Here is a 17,662-nt window from a genome sequence, read left to right as displayed (position 1 = left end):
TGCATTAAAAGATGAAAAACTATTTAACGCAAATTGCTTTTACATTAAAGGACATCTCATTACGTTGACAATTAAAACAACTACACCAAAGAAATAAAAAACGACCGTGATTATTCACGGTCGTCTGTCATGTCTTCTACACTCGGACGGTGTTTTTTATATGAAAATAGTAACAGTGTAAATAGAATGAATAGTACTAACAATAATGCAAATATTAGGACGTAACTGAGTGGATTTTCTTGCGTAATTACGCTCGTAATTGAAAATATAATTCCACCAGTAAATAATGCACCTACAAATGCATAAATTATGACTTGCCAATTTTTCATCATAATACTAATTCCCCTCATTGTTCGTACGTTCACTGTAACATGACTACTACTTCATTTAACAGTCATTTTTGACTAATTCGTTACATTTCTACTCTTTCCATAAATGACTGATTGATTGGAATCGCTCGACGACTTCATCTAACTCTTCATCTGCAATTGCGAGTGATACACGAATTCGGTTTTCACCGAGTGATCCGAACGGGAATCCTGGGATGACCATAATCGACTGTTCTTCTAATAGATATTCAAAGAACGACTCACTATTAAAGCCTTTTGGTACTTCGACCCATCCAAACATACCACCGTCAATATCATTTAACGGGATACCGACTTCACGAAGTCCTGACACGAATTTGTCACGTCGACGTTTAAATATTTCGTTTTGTTTTAATAAGAATTCATCGGATTCGTTTAACGCCGTTGCAGCAGCTTCTTGTTGAACACCCCACATTCCTGCATGTGCAAACGACTGATATAAATTCAGCGCGCCGACCATATCTTTGTTACCGACCGCAAATCCTACTCGGAATCCAGACATGTTAAACGCTTTTGATAATGAGAAAAATTCCATCGACGTTTCAAAGTTTTTGTCACTTTCAAGAATGCTCGGTGGCTTTCCTTCAAATCCGAATGCAGCATACGCGAAATCGTTGATCAGCATAATGTCCGTATCTTTAAATCTTTCGACTGTTTCATCGAAAAACTCTTTTGTCGCAACTGCACCGACTGGGTTTGATGGATAGTTTAAAATGATTAAACGTGCGTTGTCTAATTCTTTATCATCTAAATTATCAAAGTCCGGTAAGAAATCATTTTCTTTTAGTAACGGTAAATCATATACTTCACCATTCGCTAGTTTTACTCCTGGTACATAATCGATATATCCAGGATTTGGCACGTATACCCCTTCTCCTGGCTCGATAAAGAGACTTGGGAAGTTAATGATTGCATTTTTTGAACCGTATAATAGTGCGATGTTTTCATCTTCTAACTCGACATCGTAATGTCTTTTATAAAAGTCTTTAACAGCTTGCATTAAGTTTTCGCGAACGTTAACACCTGCGTATTTGTGGTTTTGAATGTCGTCTATCGTTTCCTTCACGTTTTCTAGTACGTGATCTGGCGTACGACCATCCGGTACACCGATTGACATATTGAGTAATGGTTTGTCGCCCAGTTTAATCTTTTCTAGACGCTTACGTAGAGACATAAAGAAGTCTCCTTCTAACTGCATTAAACGTTTGTTTGCCATTTGTTAATCATCCTCCGGTTTGTCAAAACCTTTGAACTCCTCGTCGATTACTTTGTTGAATCCTTCCGATTGTACGGCTTTTATTAAATCTTCACGAATCTTATCTGATGCAAGGTCATCGTTAACGACGATTCTATTTCTAAAGTATTCTGACATATTTTCTAATATAAGTGCATCTTCTAACTTCATGTTACTCGCTAAAGCAAAGTTCCCTGGTACGAGTGATAAACCAATTTGATCCACACTTCTCGGAAGTTGCCCCGCATCTTGATAAACAAACTTGAGGTTCATCTTATTACTTATAATATCATTTTCTGTGATATCAAACATATCATAACCCTCTTTTAGTTCGATTAACCCCGAATCTTCTAACACCATAAATGCACGACTCATATTTACTGGGTCTGGTGGTAACGCAACTTCACTACCGTTTTCTATATCGTCTAACGACTTATATTTACCAGAATATAATCCCATCGGTGCAGTTGGCACTTGTATTAAATCAATTAAATTCTTATCGTTTTTCTCATTATAGTTATTCATAAACGTAATATTTTGAAACAGGTTTGCATCTATATCGCCATTCGCGAGTGCTGTATTCGGTTGAATCCAGTCAGAGTATTCAACGACTTTCACCGTATACCCCATCTCTTCTAATTCAGGTCGTATCGCTTTTTCGACCATATCTGTAAATGGTCCACTCGTCGCACCGATCGTAATGACTTCACCTTGTTTGTCGCTCAATAAATAAGATGAAATACCGATGACGACTAAACATCCTGCTAAAAATGTAATAATTCCACGCATAGTTTTACCCCTCTCTCTGACTTAAAAAGTCACCAATCCATTGAACGAGTTGTACGATAACGATTAATAATACGACAGTGATTAACATGACGAACGTATCGTATCTGTAATATCCGTAGCGGATTGCGAGGTCACCTATACCTCCACCACCGACAACTCCAGCTGTCGCACTAAATGCAATGATTGAAATAATCGTTAACGTTATCGCTTGAGTTAAACTTCGTTTTGATTCTGGTATTAACACGTCAAAAATAATCTGTGATAACGGTGCGCCTCCAGCGATACACGCTTCAATGACACCTTTATCGATACTATGAAAACTCGACTCTGCGAGTCTTGCAAATAATGGAATCGCTGCGATACTTAACGCAACTGACGCAAATACTGGTCCGTGTGACGCATTTACTAACCACGTAGCAAACGGCATAATCGCAACGATTAAAATGATAAACGGAAAACTACGAATCACGTTTACAATAAACCCGAGTATGACGTTTAGCGACTTCACTTTAAATAACTGACGTTCGCTCGTTATGAAAAGTAAAATTCCAAGTGGTAAACCGATTAATACCGCAAAGAAAATTGAAATAGACACCATTAATACCGTCTCTAAAAATGAGCGGTACAGTAGCGGTAGTATAATATCTAACTTATCCATAAATCTCAGCCCTCTCTAATCCGATTCTGTCATCGATATGTTTAAAAAATCTTCCGATTTCCGCTTCGTCACCACTCACTTGTAACATAAGTAAACCGAGTGGATCGCCGTTAATATATTCGATGCGACCGTTTAAAATACTAATGTTTAAATCAAATAGTTTATACAGCTGATTTAAATGGTTTTCTTCTGCTGTATCTTTTGCGAATTTTAACGTAATGATTCGGTTTTCGTTTGTTGTCTTAATATGTGGTGGCACTTGGAAGTTATAAATTTCTTGAACGAAACCTTTCGTCACTTCATGTGTCGGATTACTAAATATGTTATAAACATCGTCTACTTCAATGATTTCTCCGTTAGACATGACTCCAACGCGATGTGCAATTTCTTTTATGACTTCCATTTCATGCGTAATTAAAACAATCGTGAGACCGAGTGTTTTATTAATCTCTTTTAATAACTTTAAAATTTCTTTTGTAATCTCAGGGTCTAACGCACTCGTCGCTTCGTCACATAGTAAAACTTCTGGATCATTTGCAAGTGCACGTGCAATACCGACACGCTGTTTTTGTCCCCCACTTAAATTTTTAGGTAACGCATCTCTTTTATCTGAAAGTCCGACGAGTGTTAACAACTCATCCACTCGTGCGTCCATTCTTTCTTTCGGATATTTCGCTGCTTTTAAAACAAACTTAATGTTCTCAGCAACTGTTTTACTGTTAATTAAATTAAAATGCTGAAACACCATTCCGATCTTTTGACGTTTAACACGTAGTTTATCTTTAGAAAGTTTTGTTAAATTATCGTCACCGACAATGACGTCACCCGTTGTCGGCACTTCAAGTAAGTTAATGAGGCGTAGTAGCGTACTTTTACCTGCGCCACTAAAGCCGATTAGTCCAAAAATCTCACCTGAGCGAATCGATAAATCCGTCGTTTTAACCGCTTCAACAGACTTACCTTTCACATCGTAAGTCTTACTAACGCCCTTCAATTCAATATGACTCATGGAAACTCCTCCTCAAAATAAAAAACCATTTACTAAAATAAGCAAATGGTTTGTAATGATATCTGTCAAGCATCTGCTCGTTGGAATTAGCACAGTACTTAAAAAGCCCGCTGCTGAACTGTCACTGGGCCAAATCCCTCGAGTTCTCTGGATATTTAATATTCAATTAAAACAATCTTATACCACATAGAGCTATTTTACAACACTTTTTCGAAATTGTTAGAAAACTCCTGAAAGGTAAATCAATCAACGGTAAAGATTAATTTATAAGTTTCTATAAGCTCTTTTAGTTCTCTCTTTGAAACTCTCTCGACTACTTTTGACTGTGTGAGGCCTCTTGATTTTAGATCAAGTACTCGGCTTTGATCTAATAGAGCTTTTCCTGTTATTTTCTTAGTGGTCTTTAATTCATGATATAAAGGATATTCACGTTTTGTATTTGAAATTGGAACTACTATAGATATCCCACTCATATCCCTAACTTTATCATGACTAATAACTAGAGCTGGACGATGAAATTTTTGCTCATGTCCTTTACTAGGATTAAAATTTACATACACTATGTCGCCCTGTGTTATATTATTTACCAGTTTAATTCAGCTCCTTTTGATTCTCCCCAATCTAGCTCCTCGGACCTGATCCCATCATCTTTCCAATCTTTAAATAAATCATGGATAGAATTAGGAGCCTCATTAACTGGAGTCATAACTATTGAATTATCAATTACCTCTACTAGAATACTCTGATTTACTTGGATATTCAGTGTATCAATCACTTCTTTAGGCAGTCGCGTAGCCTTTGAGTTTCCCCATTGCACTAATTTTGTTTTGGTTTTTATGTTACTCATAAAAATCATCTCCTAAATTAAGTATATACATGTATATACTTTTTAGCAATTAATCTCTCTACTTCACCCATTTGGACATGTAGATGAGGTCTGTGTAGCTGTCGTTGTTTAGTTTGACTTGATCTTTTAGTGTTGCTTCACTTTCGAATCCGAATCGTTCGTATAGTTTGATCGCGCCGTCGTTGTTACCAAATACTGTGAGGATTAGTTTTTCGATATTATCGTTTTCTGTCGCGAAATCGACGACTTCTTGAATGAGTTTGCTTCCGATACCGTGTCCTGCGTATTTATGTTGAACACTAATTCCAAATTGTGCGATGTGACGGAATTTATGGCGCTTGTCGTGGAACATATTAATGATTCCAATGACTGTGTCACCATCAACTGCAACGAGTTTTAAGTCATTCTCACCTGTATTTTTTATTTTTTCTATTTGATCATTTAAGTCTGGTTCCTGATTTTCAATTGCTGTTGCGAGTGTGTCTGGATTTTCTTTTGTGACTTTTATTTTATGTTCAATGATTGACTCTGCGTCTTCAATTTTCGGTTTTCTTATTTCTAAATTCATCGTATCCCATCCTTTTTAATGCTACTTCTATAGTAACATTTATACTTTCTGCACTCACTTTGTCTGTTTATCAGTTAAATAGACAAGCTCTCGTTTATTTGTAACAATGAAGTTGATTACTGATTATTTAAGGAGGATTTTTAGATGAAACATCTTTCTAACGAACATTATTTTTATCACATGTCTAAAGATAACAAACCGAAGTTAACTGTAGATGTTGGTGATACTGTTAAAATTGACACGCTCGACTGTTTTACGAATCAAATTCAAGATGAAGATTACGCATTTGACTCACTCGATTGGAATAAAATGAACCCTGCAACTGGGCCTATTTACGTCAATGGGATTCAAGCTGGGGACGTTTTAAAAGTTACGATTCAGGATATTGAAATAGGTAATAAAGGTGTCATGGTAACAGTTCCTGATGCTGGTGTGATGGGTAAATATTTACACGAGCCGTCGATTAAAGTGCTCGACATTAAAGATGATACAGTCCTCTTTAACGACATTGAAATTCCAATTAACAAAATGGTTGGAGTAATCGGTGTCGCACCAAAAGATGAAGCAATTAACAACGGCACACCAGATACGCACGGCGGTAACATGGACTCTGTGAAAGTTACAACTGGTGCGACGCTTTACTTACCGGTCTATCACGACGGTGCATTATTTGGCCTAGGAGATTTACACGGAGCAATGGGTGACGGAGAAATTTCAGTTTCAGGTCTTGAAGTTGAAGGATCAGTGACAGTGACTTTAGAAAAAGCCGAAAACGTGCAAACTGAACATCCAATTTTAGTAAACGATGAAGGTATTTATCAATTTGTATCTCATGAAAGTTTGGACGAGGCAGTAGACCGTTCGGTTCAAGTCATGATTCAAAATATATTAGAACCAAGAACGACATTAACACTACCTGAACTAACGATGTTAATGAGTTTAGTCGGTCAAACAGAAATCAACCAAGTCGTAGACCCGTTAAAAACTGCACGTTTCTTCGTACCGCAATACGTGTTAGACAAATTAAACATCGAATTAAAATAATAGGAGGCTTTCAATATGAAGGCAGTCGCAATTGATTTAGACGGTACCGCTCTAACGAATGACGGTAAATTTAGCAAACGATTAGAACAAGCCATTCACAACATGCACGAAAAAGGTATACTCATTTTTATTGCAACCGGCCGTTCAATGAAATCATTATCCTCAAAGTTACCAAAAGATTTACCGGTCGACGGATACGTCGCAGCAAGTGGCGTTGTTGTTGTTGCTCAAGGTCAAGTGCTAAGAAGTTCGACATTTAAAAAAGAAACGATTGAAGAAGTCATTTCTATCGCAAGAGAACAAAATGTCTATTACGAAGTCAATACGACAAATGACGGTCCATTTACATTTTTACAAGATAAAGAATACGCGTTAGAAGACTTACTTCATCCACCAGAAGAAGATGTACTCGCGTACGAAACAATCGGTGCAAGCCGAAGCATTACAGACAGTAATCAGTGGGTAGATACGATCGATTTAACAGACGTTATTAAACTATATTTCTTTAGTAATTATAAAGATAAAATAAACAAGTTTTACGATACGCTCCATCAACGTTCAGAGAACAACACAAAATATGCACTCTATCAAACCGCAGTGCATAACTCTGAAATTATGGTTCCTGGTGTAGATAAAGGTACAGGTCTCACTGTACTTGCTGAACACTTTAATATAAATTTATCGGACATTCATGTATTCGGAGATAGTATGAACGATATCCCAATGTTTAAAGTCGCAGGGAAATCTGTCGCAATGAAACATGCGATTGAAGAGTTAAAAGACCTTAGCGATGACAAAACAGAATTTACGAACGAAGAAGAAGGTCTCGCACAATATTTCGAAGCGCATTACTTATAATGCGCTTCTTTTTTGAATATAAAATACATGACCTTGCATCAGTTCGTCCGAATGTATTTCATGACCACCATCGGTGAGTTCAATTTGTACGTTTGCATTTCGTTCTTCAAATAATTGCTTTACTTTAAACGCATCACCAGCTGACGTCTTAAAGTCTCTTGCTCCAGCTGTAATTAACACATTTAAATGGCTTAAATCTCTGTCTCGCATTTGTTCTGAATAGTAAGCTGGATGCATTAAAAATGCACCAAATATCGGTAACGGATAGTTTAATAATACGTGGCTGGCAATATTTGAGCCATTAGAATATCCAATAATAAATCCTTTATTTAAGTCTAAGTCATATAATTCAAATAATTTTTTAATTTCATCGTATAACTTTTGACCTTCATTTTTTAAACTGTCTTCATCATATTTTTTAGGATGAATTCGTTTAAAGTAACGAAGTTGTTGACCTTCAAGTACGTCTCCACGAAATGCTAAAATATTTGCTGAACTATTTACCGTTGCTGCGATGTCGAGCAAATCTGTCTCGCGTCCACCGGTACCATGAAGGAGAATTAATGTTTCTTCTGAATTGTTTTTCCCTTTAATAAATAAGTGTTTCATATTTTCACTCCCAATACTATTATGATAAGACAAAAAAGCTAAACACTCATAATAAATGACTTATAATTATTTTAAAGAATTCCAAAGGATGATGAATATGATTAATCAAATGCACCACGTATCTGCAATCACCAAAGACATTCAGTACAACAACCATTTCTTTACAAAAATTTTAGGACTACGTCGTGTGAAAAAAACAGTCAATCAAGATGATACATCAATGTATCACTTATTTTATGCAGACAAAATAGGATCTATCGGTACGGACATGACTTTTTTCGAGATTAAAAATTCTCAACCAGTTCGCTATGGGACAAATGCAATCACGATGACTATTTTTAGAGTCCAATCAATCGAAGCGTTACAATTTTTTGAAGACCGCTTCAATTCTTTTAACATCCGTCATGAAGGGATTTCTAAATATAGTGGTAAAGATGCACTTAAATTTTACGACGTTGAAAACCAACGTATGATATTAATAGTGGATCCTGTTGAAGAAGACGTAGTACCTTTTGGTAACAACGGTGAAATCGTTGAAAAATATCGTATTACGAGTATACACGGTGTGGAAGTTACTGTGCAGTATCAAGTAGCATTTACTGAAACGTTAAAGCTACTCGGGGGAATAGTTGATGAAGACTTTAAAAATCAAGATGATACTGTCATTAAAATCGGTGATGACCGCATTTACGTTAAAGAAAACCGCTCACCGATGATGGAGCAACAAGGTTACGGGAGTGTGCATCATTTTGCAGTAAATGTCGATAGTATCGATGAGTTAAAAGAGTTAGAACATCTTTTAAACGATGAACATTACGTTAATTCCGGTATTGTCGACCGTTACTACTTCACGTCACTCTATATTAACGTACCAGGAAATATCGTCGTTGAACTCGCAGTTCACACGAACGGATTTACTGTCGACGAACCAATTGAAACACTTGGAAAGAAGTTATCCCTACCACCATTCTTAGAAGAAAATAGAGACTTTATCGAATTATATTTAAAAGATATTGAAGTCTAAAAAAGACTAGCCTCGGCTAGTCTTTTAATCTATTTCTTCTGGCACTTCGATTCCATCGATTTCATTAAACGAATCGAATGTGCTTTCACCTTTAAGGTTTACAGTACCTTCTTCATCTTCAATCGCAATATTAAAAATCATTGAACGAATGAAATACTCTTCGTCGACAACAAACTCTAATTCGATATCGTGATTCGATACATCGACTTCTCCTAAGTTCATGTGTAACAGTTTTTCTATCGCATGATATATATTTTGATTTTGACCTTTAAATTTATATACATAATTTCCGTCGACTTCTTCTCTTTCAAGCTCATCTTTAACGGTCATTAACGTATTCACTAGCTTTTGATACGTCACTCTAAATAACGAACCTTCGTCGATAGAATCTGTAATTTCTACCCACTCTTCATCGTTATTAAAGTACGTACGACCACCTTTAGAGATCGTTCTTAAAACGTCAGAAGACTTTAACGCAATTTCCGGTGGATTCCCATCCACATATTCGACATCGACGTTCATTGCCTCTTCAACTTCACCGTCTAATTCTGCATCAACCTCTAGCGATGTATGATACGAATCGATCTCACTCGATTTGTCGACGACTTTTTGTAAAGTCTCGTCATTTATTTTAACTTCTTCAGTTACCTCTTCGTTCTCAGCAGTTGTTGTCGTTTTTTCTTCGACAACTTCTTTTTCTTCCTTTTCGTCATTCGAACATGCGCTGAGTACTAATAGTGAACTTAAACCTAAACCGATAAAACGTGTTAATCTCATTTTGTAATTCCTCCGATACACTCTCTATTTCGATAATAACATGACATTTAAAGATAAACTAACAAAAAGTAAATCTAACCCGTTAACGCGTCAATTAACACGTCCATATGCCTTTCAAGTTGACTGAAAGGGATACTACCAAAGCCAATCACAAACGATACATCTGTATGATTTTTATCGTATGTTTTCATCGGCTCAATTTTTAAATCGCGTGTCTTCGCACGTTTTAAGCAATCATCTAACGTTCGGCCGTTCGTTACTGTTAACACAAAATGCATGCCCGCTTGTTCACCACTTACAGTTAACTCAGTCTCATATGGTTTTAGACGCTTCATAATGTACGTAATTTTCTTTTCATAAATATTACGCATTTTATTTAAATGACGGTCGAAATGGCCACTCCGTAAAAAGAGCGCAACGATTTGCTGCGTATGAATCGGCACTGTATTCGACTCTTTATATTTTAACCGATGAAAATCTTCGACTAAATGTTTAGGTAGTACCATATACGCCATACGAAGCATCGGAAATAATGCTTTAGAAAACGTACTGATATAAATAACGCGTGACTCCGTATCTAAACTTTGAAGTGCAGGTAATGGCTTTTTAAAATAACGAAATTCTGAATCATAATCATCCTCGATAATATATCGATTTTCTTTTTCATATGCCCATTTTAATAGTTGCGTGCGCTTTTCAATCGTCATCACTGAACCGGTCGGAAAGTGATGACTTGGCGTGATGAAAATCACATCTCTATGACTATTTTTAACGTCATCGATGTTAATACCGTCTGATTCTAATGGCAGTGTCATGTAATCAATTCTATGCTTTTCTAATACCATTTTTGCTGGTGGATAACTCGGTGATTCGATCATAAACGTATGGTTGTTTAATAACCTTACGACGTATTCCATCAACTGATTTGTCGACGACCCGATAATAATTTGATCGTGAGATGCCGATACACCGCGACTATTAAACAGGTATTTCGCAATTTGTTGACGCAACTCATATAACCCTTCGTTATAATCTTCATTTAACAAATGTTCATATGGCGCGTCAAACACTTGTCGGGACAATTTACGAAACGTATCAAACGGAAAGTGCTCTAAGTCTACTTGAGCCGTTTCAAACGAATATGTATAGTCTTGTTCTATCGTTTTTTCATCTGATTCTATTTGTGTTTTTCTTACGACCGGTAGCACTTCTAGCTTACTGACATAATATCCGCTTCTCGGTTTTGAGTATATGAACCCTTCGTCTAACAGTAATTCATACGCACGTTCGATAGTCGTTTGTGACACGTTTAAATACTTTTCTAACTGGCGCTTTGACGGGAGTTTATCGTCTGTTTCATAATCACCAGATATAATTTGTGATTTTAGTGACTCGTACAATTCTAAATATAATGTCATAACTGACCCCTAAAGTATTTATAGTTTTGAGTATTCCTAAGCATCAGATTATCAATTACACTGAAATTAATCAATAAAAAAGAGGTGGATGACAGTGAGTCGATCATATTTACATTTAGAATCGGAATTAAGTCAAAAAATGAAAGGTGGCGTCATTATGGACGTCATTAACGCTGAACAAGCAAAAATCGCTGAAAAAGCAGGAGCGGTTGCTGTAATGGCGTTAGAAGCTGTACCAAGCGACATTCGTAAAATGGGTGGCGTTGCACGTATGGCAAACCCTTCAATTATCGAAGAAGTGCAAAACGCAGTATCTATCCCGGTTATGGCGAAAGGTCGTATCGGACATATCTCTGAAGCACGTACGTTAGAAGCGTTAAACGTCGACTATATCGATGAGTCTGAAGTATTAACTCCTGCAGATGAAGAATACCACTTAGACAAATGGACATACGACACACCATTCGTTTGTGGATGTAGAAACTTAGGCGAAGCTGCACGTCGCCTTGGTGAAGGTGCTACGATGCTACGTACGAAAGGTGAACCAGGAACTGGTAACATCGTTGAAGCAGTGAGACATATGAGACAAGTGAACAAAGAAGTCGAGCACATTTTAAACTTAGACGAAGCGGAATTAATGACAGCTAGTAAAGAACTTGGTGCACCGATCGACGTATTACGTGCAATTCGTGAATACGGACGTTTACCTGTATTAAACTTCGCAGCAGGTGGTGTTGCAACACCTCAAGACGCAGCACTTATGATGGAACTTGGTGCGGACGGTGTATTCGTCGGTTCAGGTATCTTTAAATCTGAAGACCCTGAAAAATTTGCATCAGCAATCGTACAAGCAACTGAAAACTATAAAGACTACAAACTCATCGGTGAACTTGCGAAAGACTTAGGTGCAGCTATGAAAGGTATCGATATTAGAACACTCGATGCAGCTGAACTTATGGCAGATAGAAGTGAATAATTAAAATTTAAAAGCACTCCGTAAGGAGTGCTTTATTTATTATACTGGTCTAACGATGATTTCGTTGACGTTCACATAATCTGGTTGAGTGAGTGCATAAATGACTGCGTTCGCAATATCTCTTGCTTCTAATTTTTTACGGTCAGACTTTACATTTTCAGCAAGTCTTGTGTCGACCATACCTGGAGAAATGCTCGTCACTCTCACTCCAGTATGCGCGAGTTCTTTTTCTAACCCTTGCCCAATTGTGAGTGCTGCGATTTTCGTCGCGGAGTATACAGTACTTTGTTTTGTCACTTCGTGTGCAGATACACTCGTCGTATTAATAATATGTCCGCTTCCTCTTTCTTTCATATCAGATACGACGTGGTGAACACCGTATAGAACACCTTTAATATTCGTGTCTATCATATTATCCCATGACTTTACGTCACCATCAGTTACTCGGCTACTTTTCATAAGGCCTGCGTTGTTTACATAAATATCGATTTCACCGAATTTTTCTTTCGTTTTATCGACTAATTGTTTTACTTCATCAAATTTTGAAACGTCTGTTTTTAGAGCGAGTACGTGGTCGCTATTTAATTCTTTTAACGCAGATTGTAGTTTATCTTCACTTCGGCCGGTAATCGTGACGTTCGCACCTTCTTCAACGAGTCGCTTCGCGATTGCAAGGCCAATACCTCCGTTACCACCTGTTACTATTGCTGTTTTACCTGTTAAATCCATGAAATTCTCCTTTACACTTTCATAATCGCTTCGTAAATTACTTGTGCCCCTACTGGCATCATATCATAATCAAACTTCATATATGGGTGGTGAAGCCCTGGCGTTAAATTACAGCCTAGACCGATCATCGCACCTTTTAAGTGTGGATTCCCTACCGTGTAAAAATGGAAGTCATCTCCTCCACTCGTAATAATCGGATCGATTAAATACTCTTCTCCTACCGCGCTTATAATCGCTTGCCTTAATACGTCAATCGCGTCTTCATGGCTTTCGCTTGCGACCATTTTTTGAGATTCTTCAATGTCGACTTCAACTTCATATAATGTTTCAATTGTTTTTAATACGTCCATCACTTCATTGATTATTTTATCCATTACTTTATTTGTCTGCGCGCGTAAATCAATACCCATCGACACACTACCTGGGATAATATTTAACGACTGACCACCTGCATGGAATTTTGTCACTTTAATCGAGTGTGGAATCATTGGGTTAACATGGATGTTTTCTAGCATCGCTACGATTGTTGAACCAATTTCAATCGCGTTCGTGTTTAAATGTGGTCGTGCGCCGTGCGCATCTTCACCGATAATTTTAAATGCAATCGAACCTGTGGCACCGTGCTCAATACTCGGTGAAATATAGCCAGATTTTGCTTCTTCAATCGGACGTAAGTGTATTCCAAACATGTAATCTAAATCGTTAATAATACCTGTTTCGTTTATCTTTTGTGCACCGAGTCCAATTTCTTCTGCTGGTTGGAATACAAAGCGCACGCCTTTATTTTCAGGCATGTTGTCTTTTAGCATTAACATCGCGCCGATCACCATTGCAGTATGTGCATCGTGTCCGCACGAATGATTCGCCTGCTCGACACCATTTACTTCTTGCCATAACGCATCGATATCCGCTCGAACACCGATTTTTACGCTACTCTCACTAAAATCCCCAATGTCGCAATATAGTCCTGGGAAATCTTCGAATTTAACTGGTGAAAATCCTCTTTTCTCTAAATAATTAAAAATATATTGTGTCGTCTGAACTTCTTGTAAGCTTAGTTCAGGGTGCGCATGAATGTGTTTAAAAATTTTATTAATTTCAGTTTGAATTATTTCAGGTTCAGTCATTTTTATCCTCTTTTCAATAGTGTATTTGATATAATGATAACGTATACACTATAACTTTAACAAAGGTTTTGTCGTCGTGAGACGATAATTTAAAGGAGATGCGTTATGAATATCGAAACAATTAAACTTCACAAGTTAAAAATGGAAATGAAAACTCCATTTACCACAAGTTTTGGAACGCAAATTGACCGCTTCGTGACAATCGTTGAAGTCATCGACGAAAATGGTTTAAGCGGTTTTGGAGAATGTGTGGCTGGAGAGGACCCATTATATTCTGAAGAATTTATGGATAGTGCAGTCGTTGCAATTAAGAAATACTTTGGTCCACTACTCATCCAAAGCGAATTGAGTCATCCTAAAGAAGTCACTGAGATTTTTAAGCCATTTAAACGTAATAACATGGCAAAATCTGGTGTTGAAACTGCAGTATGGGATTTATACGCAAAACAAATCGGTGAACCGTTATACAAAGTGCTTGGCGGCGAGAAAACAAAAGTCGAAGTTGGTATTTCTCTAGGGTTAGAAGAAACAGATGAAGCAATTCTTCCGAAAATCGAGGAGAAAGTTAACGAAGGATATAAACGAATTAAAGTAAAAATTAAACCTGGTCGAGATGTTGAATACGTTCGTCTGATCCGTAAACATTTCCCAGACATTCCACTTATGGTCGACGCTAACTCAGCATATACGTTAGATGACGTCGAAACGTTAAAAGCGCTCGATGAATTTAACTTAATGATGATTGAACAACCACTCGGTAGTTCAGATATCGTAGATCACGCAAAACTTCAAAAAGAAATCGAGACACCTGTCTGTTTAGATGAATCAATCGATAGCTATGAAAACGCAAAAGCTGCGATTGAGCTCGGTAGCTGTAAAATTATTAACGTTAAAGTCGGACGCGTCGGTGGACTAGCAGAATCAATTAAAATCCACGATCTCGCGAAAGCAAACAATATCCCCCTATGGTGTGGTGGAATGTTAGAAGCGGGTGTTGGTCGTTTAACAAATATCGCGATTACAACATTATCTAACTTCACACTTCCTGGTGACACAGCATCTTCAAGCCGATACTGGGATATGGATATTATCTCTCCAGAAGTCGTTGCAGAAAATGGGGTCGTCACAGTAAGTGACAAACCAGGCATCGGTTCAGATGTTGATTTTGAAAAACTCAATCAGTATTTACTCGAAACAGATGTGATTACGAAAGAAGATAAACTCGACATGGTATTTTTCGACTAAAAAATAGGCATCACTGAATAGAGTTCAGTGATGCCCATTATTTTGCTTTTAACGTTACTGATACAATTTCTGGTCGATTAAACACGCGCCACGGGAAGCGACTATTCCCAAGGCCACGGCTAATGATGAGTGCTGAATTATTTTTTGTATGAATACCTTCAGTGAATTTAGGTAGTACACCCTGGTCTGGGGCATATAACCCTTTTACAATTGGAAGCCTTATTTGACCGCCGTGCGCGTGGCCACTAAATATTAGATCCACCGGGTATTTCGAATATCTCGAAAACTGTTCTGGTCGATGCGCGAGTAAGATTGTAAAATAGTCCCCAACATGATTTAAACGATCATCTAACATCTCATCGTATTTGTTATAAATATTTGGGTTGGTTTCTTCATCTCCAAAAATTCTTAAATCGTGAATTCCTGTAATTTCTATCGTGTCATTGCCGCGCGAGATGAAAAAATTATTCGTCGATGCGTTATTGACACCTGTATTTAAAATTTTTTTGTAAATGCCTTCGAAGTCTTTATAAAATGCCTCATGATTTCCTGTTACATAATAACACGGCGCAATCTCCATAAGGCTTGCGAGCATTTGAATCCCACGTTTTTCGTTCGTAGTACGTCTGTCGATTAAATCGCCTGTGACTAAAATGATATCCGGGTTCGTTTCTTTAACTGCTTGTAGTAAATGTTTTCCATTTCGTCCAAAATACGTGTTGTGATAATCTGACACTTGTGTGATTTTAAATCCATCAAATGACGCCGGAATTTTTGATGATTGATGCGTCACTTTACGTGTGAAGATATTTTTATTTTGCACCCATAGAAATCTTCCAAGCGCGATGAAAAACCCTGTTAGAACAGCGAATATGTTAGCTCGTGATTTCATCATCTTCAACCTCGAGTTTAGTAATACGTACGAGACGAATCGTGTTTTCTTCCATAACTAAAATTTCATAGCGGTTTTCATCGTCTTCTATCGTATCAAAGCGCTCCGGAATATCTTCGAATAGATAATATAAGTAACCGGATAACGTGTTTTCTTCTTCTGGAATATTTGACTGGAAAATTCCGTTTAGCCTGTGTAGCGTGATTTTACCATCACAAACGATAACGTCATCACGTAAATAACGAACGATCGCACTCTCTGTCGTATCCAGTTCGTCTTTAATCTCAATACCGAGAAGTGTTTCGATAATATCTTCGTGTGTTAGTAATCCTTCTGTACCACCATATTCATCCATTACGATAACCATATGGCGACGGTGTTTCGTCATAAGAAGGAGTACTTCTTCAATATTATTAAACTCTCTAACTCGTAACGGATCTGTATCACAAAAATCGACAAATGGTCGGCTTGGATCGAGTGACCACTTGAGTAAATACTTCGTATGGAAAATCCCGATAATATCGTCCGTATCTTCACCATAAACTGGGTATCTCGTGTACATTCCTTCGATGACGATATCTCTAACTTCTTCAAATGTCGAATCGATTTGAATCGCATGCATTTCTGTACGCGGCGTTTGAAGGACGTCTTTAACATTTAACGTATCAAAGTCGAGTACACCACGAAGACGTAATGACTCTTTTCTATCAAGCGCCCCTTCACCACCTGCGATATCAACAATCGACATAATCTCATCTTTAGTGACAGTCCAAGATTCCTTTTCACCTTTAGATAATTTATTTGTAATGAGATCAGTAATCTTATTCAGCACGATTGTAATCGGCTTAAAGATAATTATAAATAAATTAATAATCGGCATAACCATTTTACCGACTTGTTCAGGAAACGCTGCTACGATCGACTTCGGTAAAATTTCAGCAAATAAAATAATACTCACAGTTAAAATAATCGTCAGTACCGTTAAGTTATAGCCATACTCGATTGCGATCGTCGTAAGAAGTACTGGCATCACGAGGTTCGCGATATTATTTCCAATTAAAATCGTCGTAATAAACTCACTTGGTTTAGATACTAATTTATGTAATTTCTTTGATTGGAGGTCACCAGCGTTCGCTTCACTTTGTAATCTCAACTGGTTCGCTGCAGTAAGCGCCGTTTCACTTCCAGAGAAAAACAGCGACACAAAAAACAATATAAATATGGCGATAAGCATTATCGTCGACTCCGTTCATCAGTAATACTATTATTTTACAAAACATAGCGTAGAAAATAAAATAATTGAGGTGAAAGAGGATTAGTAGGTTGAAAAGCAAGTGGAAACCGGTGTGGATGGGTGCTTTTTATCTGTAAAGGGCAATAAGTGCATTTGTTCGGATTTTATTTAACATAAATATCGCTATTTTGTTAGTTATCCGGATATATTTAACATATTCTGCCCCGCGCACCACGATTTTGTTAAATATAATTTT

General features: G+C 37.3%; 20 protein-coding genes and 1 riboswitch. Of the genes, 5 read left to right on the top strand and 15 right to left on the bottom strand.

From position 1 onward, the window contains the following. Positions 1-110: 110 nt before the first annotated feature. From HMPREF3177_RS08240 to HMPREF3177_RS08205, 8 genes are all read right to left on the bottom strand, one after another. A complete protein-coding gene (locus HMPREF3177_RS08240; protein ID WP_068130203.1) occupies positions 111-332 on the bottom strand; it encodes a hypothetical protein in 222 nt (73 codons plus the stop codon). Positions 333-420: 88 nt separating this feature from the next. Next, positions 421-1,584 carry an aminotransferase class I/II-fold pyridoxal phosphate-dependent enzyme gene (locus HMPREF3177_RS08235; protein ID WP_070458653.1) on the bottom strand — a complete coding sequence of 388 codons (1,164 nt, stop codon included), beginning with the start codon at positions 1,582-1,584 and terminating at the stop codon, positions 421-423. A 3-nt stretch (positions 1,585-1,587) separates the two neighbouring features. Next, entirely contained in the window at positions 1,588-2,391 is an 804-nt protein-coding gene (locus tag HMPREF3177_RS08230) for a MetQ/NlpA family ABC transporter substrate-binding protein (protein ID WP_070458650.1), read from the bottom strand. A gap of 4 nt (positions 2,392-2,395) precedes the next feature. Beyond that, complete coding sequence (locus HMPREF3177_RS08225; protein WP_040928560.1) at positions 2,396-3,049, bottom strand: methionine ABC transporter permease; 654 nt, start codon at positions 3,047-3,049, stop codon at positions 2,396-2,398. After that, positions 3,042-4,058, bottom strand: a complete 1,017-nt coding sequence (locus HMPREF3177_RS08220; protein WP_070458647.1) for a methionine ABC transporter ATP-binding protein — start codon at positions 4,056-4,058, stop codon at positions 3,042-3,044. Before HMPREF3177_RS08220 ends, HMPREF3177_RS08225 begins: the two co-directional genes overlap by 8 nt. 55 nt (positions 4,059-4,113) lie before the next feature. After that, positions 4,114-4,216, bottom strand: a riboswitch (SAM riboswitch). An 84-nt stretch (positions 4,217-4,300) separates the two neighbouring features. Continuing rightward, positions 4,301-4,618, bottom strand: coding sequence for a type II toxin-antitoxin system PemK/MazF family toxin (locus tag HMPREF3177_RS08215; protein WP_210388795.1), 318 nt, complete (start codon positions 4,616-4,618; stop codon positions 4,301-4,303). A gap of 23 nt (positions 4,619-4,641) precedes the next feature. Then, entirely contained in the window at positions 4,642-4,905 is a 264-nt protein-coding gene (locus HMPREF3177_RS08210) for an AbrB/MazE/SpoVT family DNA-binding domain-containing protein (protein WP_068130186.1), read from the bottom strand. A 58-nt stretch (positions 4,906-4,963) separates the two neighbouring features. Beyond that, on the bottom strand, positions 4,964-5,473 hold the full coding sequence (locus tag HMPREF3177_RS08205) for a GNAT family N-acetyltransferase (RefSeq protein ID WP_070458641.1): 510 nt from the start codon (positions 5,471-5,473) through the stop codon (positions 4,964-4,966). Positions 5,474-5,617: 144 nt separating this feature from the next. Between HMPREF3177_RS08205 and HMPREF3177_RS08200 the strand changes: the two genes are divergently transcribed. Further along, positions 5,618-6,517, top strand: a complete 900-nt coding sequence (locus tag HMPREF3177_RS08200; RefSeq protein WP_070458639.1) for an acetamidase/formamidase family protein — start codon at positions 5,618-5,620, stop codon at positions 6,515-6,517. Positions 6,518-6,532: 15 nt separating this feature from the next. Beyond that, positions 6,533-7,375 (top strand): Cof-type HAD-IIB family hydrolase, encoded by an 843-nt coding sequence (locus tag HMPREF3177_RS08195; protein ID WP_070458636.1) that lies wholly within the window; start codon positions 6,533-6,535, stop codon positions 7,373-7,375. Here the strand turns inward: HMPREF3177_RS08195 and HMPREF3177_RS08190 are convergent. Then, positions 7,370-7,984, bottom strand: coding sequence for an alpha/beta hydrolase (locus tag HMPREF3177_RS08190; RefSeq protein WP_070458633.1), 615 nt, complete (start codon positions 7,982-7,984; stop codon positions 7,370-7,372). The genes HMPREF3177_RS08195 and HMPREF3177_RS08190 overlap by 6 nt on opposite strands. A 97-nt stretch (positions 7,985-8,081) precedes the next feature. Here HMPREF3177_RS08190 and HMPREF3177_RS08185 point away from each other — a divergent pair, with 97 nt between their 5' ends. Continuing rightward, complete coding sequence (locus HMPREF3177_RS08185) at positions 8,082-9,008, top strand: VOC family protein (RefSeq protein WP_083286927.1); 927 nt, start codon at positions 8,082-8,084, stop codon at positions 9,006-9,008. 24 nt (positions 9,009-9,032) lie between these two features. Here the strand turns inward: HMPREF3177_RS08185 and HMPREF3177_RS08180 are convergent, their stop codons facing one another. Both HMPREF3177_RS08180 and HMPREF3177_RS08175 read right to left on the bottom strand, forming a co-directional pair. Then, the gene (locus tag HMPREF3177_RS08180; RefSeq protein WP_070458630.1) at positions 9,033-9,785 is read right to left on the bottom strand and encodes a DUF6612 family protein; all 753 of its coding nucleotides are present in this window, start codon (positions 9,783-9,785) and stop codon (positions 9,033-9,035) included. Between the two features lie 74 nt (positions 9,786-9,859). Further along, positions 9,860-11,203, bottom strand: a complete 1,344-nt coding sequence (locus HMPREF3177_RS08175; protein WP_070458626.1) for a MocR-like pyridoxine biosynthesis transcription factor PdxR — start codon at positions 11,201-11,203, stop codon at positions 9,860-9,862. A 94-nt stretch (positions 11,204-11,297) separates the two neighbouring features. Here HMPREF3177_RS08175 and pdxS point away from each other — a divergent pair, with 94 nt between their 5' ends. Continuing rightward, positions 11,298-12,179, top strand: coding sequence for a pyridoxal 5'-phosphate synthase lyase subunit PdxS (gene pdxS / locus HMPREF3177_RS08170; protein ID WP_371440547.1), 882 nt, complete (start codon positions 11,298-11,300; stop codon positions 12,177-12,179). Positions 12,180-12,218: 39 nt separating this feature from the next. Here the strand turns inward: pdxS and HMPREF3177_RS08165 are convergent, their stop codons facing one another. Next, on the bottom strand, positions 12,219-12,908 hold the full coding sequence (locus HMPREF3177_RS08165) for an SDR family oxidoreductase (RefSeq protein ID WP_070458621.1): 690 nt from the start codon (positions 12,906-12,908) through the stop codon (positions 12,219-12,221). 11 nt (positions 12,909-12,919) lie between these two features. Next, positions 12,920-14,035, bottom strand: coding sequence for an amidohydrolase (locus HMPREF3177_RS08160; protein WP_070458618.1), 1,116 nt, complete (start codon positions 14,033-14,035; stop codon positions 12,920-12,922). Between the two features lie 105 nt (positions 14,036-14,140). Between HMPREF3177_RS08160 and menC the strand changes: the two genes are divergently transcribed. Next, positions 14,141-15,280 (top strand): o-succinylbenzoate synthase, encoded by a 1,140-nt coding sequence (gene menC, locus HMPREF3177_RS08155; protein WP_070458615.1) that lies wholly within the window; start codon positions 14,141-14,143, stop codon positions 15,278-15,280. Between the two features lie 37 nt (positions 15,281-15,317). Here the strand turns inward: menC and HMPREF3177_RS08150 are convergent, their stop codons facing one another. Both HMPREF3177_RS08150 and HMPREF3177_RS08145 read right to left on the bottom strand, forming a co-directional pair. Beyond that, complete coding sequence (locus tag HMPREF3177_RS08150) at positions 15,318-16,175, bottom strand: metallophosphoesterase (protein ID WP_246827421.1); 858 nt, start codon at positions 16,173-16,175, stop codon at positions 15,318-15,320. Next, a complete protein-coding gene (locus tag HMPREF3177_RS08145; protein WP_068130148.1) occupies positions 16,156-17,406 on the bottom strand; it encodes a hemolysin family protein in 1,251 nt (416 codons plus the stop codon). Before HMPREF3177_RS08145 ends, HMPREF3177_RS08150 begins: the two co-directional genes overlap by 20 nt. Positions 17,407-17,662 lie beyond the last annotated feature (256 nt).

Source organism: Nosocomiicoccus sp. HMSC09A07, assembly GCF_001808485.1.
GTDB classification, from domain to species: domain Bacteria; phylum Bacillota; class Bacilli; order Staphylococcales; family Salinicoccaceae; genus Nosocomiicoccus; species Nosocomiicoccus ampullae_A.
The sequence above is the reverse complement of the archived record's forward strand: the minus strand, read 5'-3'. Positions and strand labels throughout refer to the sequence as shown.

What these genes read in the sequence shown, in the direction of transcription:
- HMPREF3177_RS08220 (WP_070458647.1), bottom strand. Translation starts at nt 4,058, where the DNA reads ATGAGTCATATTGAATTGAAGGGCGTTAGTAAGACTTACGATGTGAAA.
- HMPREF3177_RS08160 (WP_070458618.1), bottom strand. Translation starts at nt 14,035, where the DNA reads ATGACTGAACCTGAAATAATTCAAACTGAAATTAATAAAATTTTTAAA.
- HMPREF3177_RS08235 (WP_070458653.1), bottom strand. Translation starts at nt 1,584, where the DNA reads ATGGCAAACAAACGTTTAATGCAGTTAGAAGGAGACTTCTTTATGTCT.
- HMPREF3177_RS08165 (WP_070458621.1), bottom strand. Translation starts at nt 12,908, where the DNA reads ATGGATTTAACAGGTAAAACAGCAATAGTAACAGGTGGTAACGGAGGT.
- HMPREF3177_RS08240 (WP_068130203.1), bottom strand. Translation starts at nt 332, where the DNA reads ATGATGAAAAATTGGCAAGTCATAATTTATGCATTTGTAGGTGCATTA.
- HMPREF3177_RS08200 (WP_070458639.1), top strand. Translation starts at nt 5,618, where the DNA reads ATGAAACATCTTTCTAACGAACATTATTTTTATCACATGTCTAAAGAT.
- HMPREF3177_RS08190 (WP_070458633.1), bottom strand. Translation starts at nt 7,984, where the DNA reads ATGAAACACTTATTTATTAAAGGGAAAAACAATTCAGAAGAAACATTA.
- HMPREF3177_RS08210 (WP_068130186.1), bottom strand. Translation starts at nt 4,905, where the DNA reads ATGAGTAACATAAAAACCAAAACAAAATTAGTGCAATGGGGAAACTCA.
- HMPREF3177_RS08175 (WP_070458626.1), bottom strand. Translation starts at nt 11,203, where the DNA reads ATGACATTATATTTAGAATTGTACGAGTCACTAAAATCACAAATTATA.
- HMPREF3177_RS08205 (WP_070458641.1), bottom strand. Translation starts at nt 5,473, where the DNA reads ATGAATTTAGAAATAAGAAAACCGAAAATTGAAGACGCAGAGTCAATC.
- HMPREF3177_RS08195 (WP_070458636.1), top strand. Translation starts at nt 6,533, where the DNA reads ATGAAGGCAGTCGCAATTGATTTAGACGGTACCGCTCTAACGAATGAC.
- HMPREF3177_RS08180 (WP_070458630.1), bottom strand. Translation starts at nt 9,785, where the DNA reads ATGAGATTAACACGTTTTATCGGTTTAGGTTTAAGTTCACTATTAGTA.
- HMPREF3177_RS08145 (WP_068130148.1), bottom strand. Translation starts at nt 17,406, where the DNA reads ATGCTTATCGCCATATTTATATTGTTTTTTGTGTCGCTGTTTTTCTCT.
- HMPREF3177_RS08230 (WP_070458650.1), bottom strand. Translation starts at nt 2,391, where the DNA reads ATGCGTGGAATTATTACATTTTTAGCAGGATGTTTAGTCGTCATCGGT.
- HMPREF3177_RS08185 (WP_083286927.1), top strand. Translation starts at nt 8,082, where the DNA reads ATGATTAATCAAATGCACCACGTATCTGCAATCACCAAAGACATTCAG.
- HMPREF3177_RS08225 (WP_040928560.1), bottom strand. Translation starts at nt 3,049, where the DNA reads ATGGATAAGTTAGATATTATACTACCGCTACTGTACCGCTCATTTTTA.
- HMPREF3177_RS08150 (WP_246827421.1), bottom strand. Translation starts at nt 16,175, where the DNA reads ATGATGAAATCACGAGCTAACATATTCGCTGTTCTAACAGGGTTTTTC.
- menC (WP_070458615.1), top strand. Translation starts at nt 14,141, where the DNA reads ATGAATATCGAAACAATTAAACTTCACAAGTTAAAAATGGAAATGAAA.